Origin of the sequence: Streptomyces sp. UH6 (assembly GCF_013421635.1) — a bacterium.
Taxonomy (GTDB): domain Bacteria; phylum Actinomycetota; class Actinomycetes; order Streptomycetales; family Streptomycetaceae; genus Streptomyces; species Streptomyces abyssomicinicus.
In genome coordinates this window covers 1-1939 of sequence record NZ_JACADT010001039.1, presented here as the reverse complement: position 1 = coordinate 1939, position 1939 = coordinate 1, and the positions used below count along the sequence as shown (strand labels likewise).

Annotated in this window: 1 protein-coding gene; it reads left to right on the top strand. The window is 72.5% G+C overall.

Features of this window, described 5'->3' with window-relative positions; translation table 11 throughout:
* Positions 1-1939 (top strand): acetoacetate--CoA ligase (locus tag HW445_RS28905; protein ID WP_218957479.1); only part of this gene is annotated, 1939 nt, incomplete at both ends.

Genomic DNA, 1939 nt, shown 5'->3' with positions numbered 1-1939 from the left:
GGGAACCCGAACTCCTGCAAGCACCTGTTCCGGAGCAGGTCCGCGACGCACGTGTCCAGGGCTTCCTGGCCTGGCTGCGGGACAACCGCGGGGCCGACCTCGAGTCCTGGGACGCCCTGTGGGCATGGTCCGTCCGCTCCCTGGAGGACTTCTGGGAGTCGGTCCGGGAGTACTTCGGCGTCCGCTTCCACACCCCCGCCGAGGAGGTCCTCACCACCCGGCGGATGCCCGGCGCCCGCTGGTTCCCCGGGGCCACCCTCAACTACGCCGAGCACGCCTTCGGCCGGCCCGAGGACGCGGACACGGTCGCCGTCCTCGCGCACTCCCAGACCAGGGAGCCCCTCCAGCTGACCTTCGCCGAACTCGGCGAGCAGGTGCGGAGGGTACGGGCCGGGCTGCGCCGCCTCGGTGTCCGGGAGGGCGACCGGGTCGCCGGTTACCTGCCCAACATCCCCGAGACGCTGGTCGCCTACCTGGCCACCGCCAGCCTCGGCGCCGTATGGGCGGGCTGCGCACCGGAGTTCGGGCCGCGCAGCGTGCACGACCGGTTCGGCCAGGTGGAGCCCACGGTCCTGCTCGCCGTCGCCGGGTACACCTACGGCGACAAGGAGATCGACAAGCGGGCCGAGGTCGCCGAGATCCACGCCGCGCTGCCCGGAGTGCGCCACCTCGTCCATGTCCCGTACGGGCCGCACACGCTGGACGACGCGGTGCCCTGGGCCGACCTGCTCGCCGACACCGACGAGCCCCTGGCCTTCGAGCCCGTTCCGTTCGACCACCCGCTGTGCGTGCTGTTCTCCTCCGGCACCACCGGAAAGCCCAAGGCGATCGTGCACGGCCACGGCGGCCTGCTGCTCGAGCACCTGAAGAACCACGCCTTCCACTGGGACCTGGGCCCCGGCGACCGGTTGATGTGGTTCAGCACCACGGCGTGGATGATGTGGAACGCGCTCGTCTCGGCGCTGCTGGTCCGCTCGTCGATCGTGATGATCGACGGCAACCCGCTCCACCCCGGCCTGCGGGAGCAGTGGCGGCTCGCCGAGCGCACCGGCGCGACCCTGGTGGGCGCGAGCCCCGGGTACCTCATGGCGTGCCGCAAGGAGGGAGTGCGGCCCGCCGAGGAGTTCGACCTGTCCCGGCTGCGGCAGCTCGGGGTGGCGGGCAGCCCGTTCCCGCCCGAGGGCGCCCGGTGGGTGGCCGAGCAGTTCGGCGGCCGGGTCCTGCTCAACGTCGGCAGCGGCGGAACGGACGTCTGCACCGGGCTGGTGCAGGCGTCGCCGCTCACACCGGTGTACGCCGGCGAGATGTCGGGCCCGAGCCTGGCCGTCGACGTCAAGGCGTTCGACCAGGACGGGGTGGCCGTGGCCGGGGAACTGGGCGAGCTGGTGATCACCTCGCCGATGCCCTCCATGCCGGTCGGCCTCTGGGGCGACCCGGACGGCAGCCGGCTGAGGGACGCGTACTTCGCGGCCTATCCGGACGCGTTCCGCTTCGGCGACTGGTGCCGGTTCTCCGCGGCGGGCTCCTGCCTGATCACCGGCCGTTCCGACGCCACCCTCAACCGGGGCGGAGTACGGCTGGGCACCGGCGAGTTCTACCGGGTCCTGCAGGACGCCGACGAGATCACCGACAGCGTCGTCATCCACCTCGAGGACCCCGCCGGGGGCATGGGCGAACTGATCCTCTTCGTGGTGCCGAGCCTCGGCACCACGGTCGACGACGCCCTGCGCGAGGAACTGGCCGCACGGATACGGTCCGCCCTGTCACCACGCCACGTGCCGGACCGGATCGTCGCGGTGCCGTCCGTGCCGTACTCGCGGACCGGCAAGAAACTGGAAGTGCCGGTCAAACGGATCCTGCTCGGCGCCGACCCGGCCGCCGTCGCCTCCCCGGGCGCACTCGTCGACCCCTTCGCCCTGGACGCCTTCGCGGAGTACGG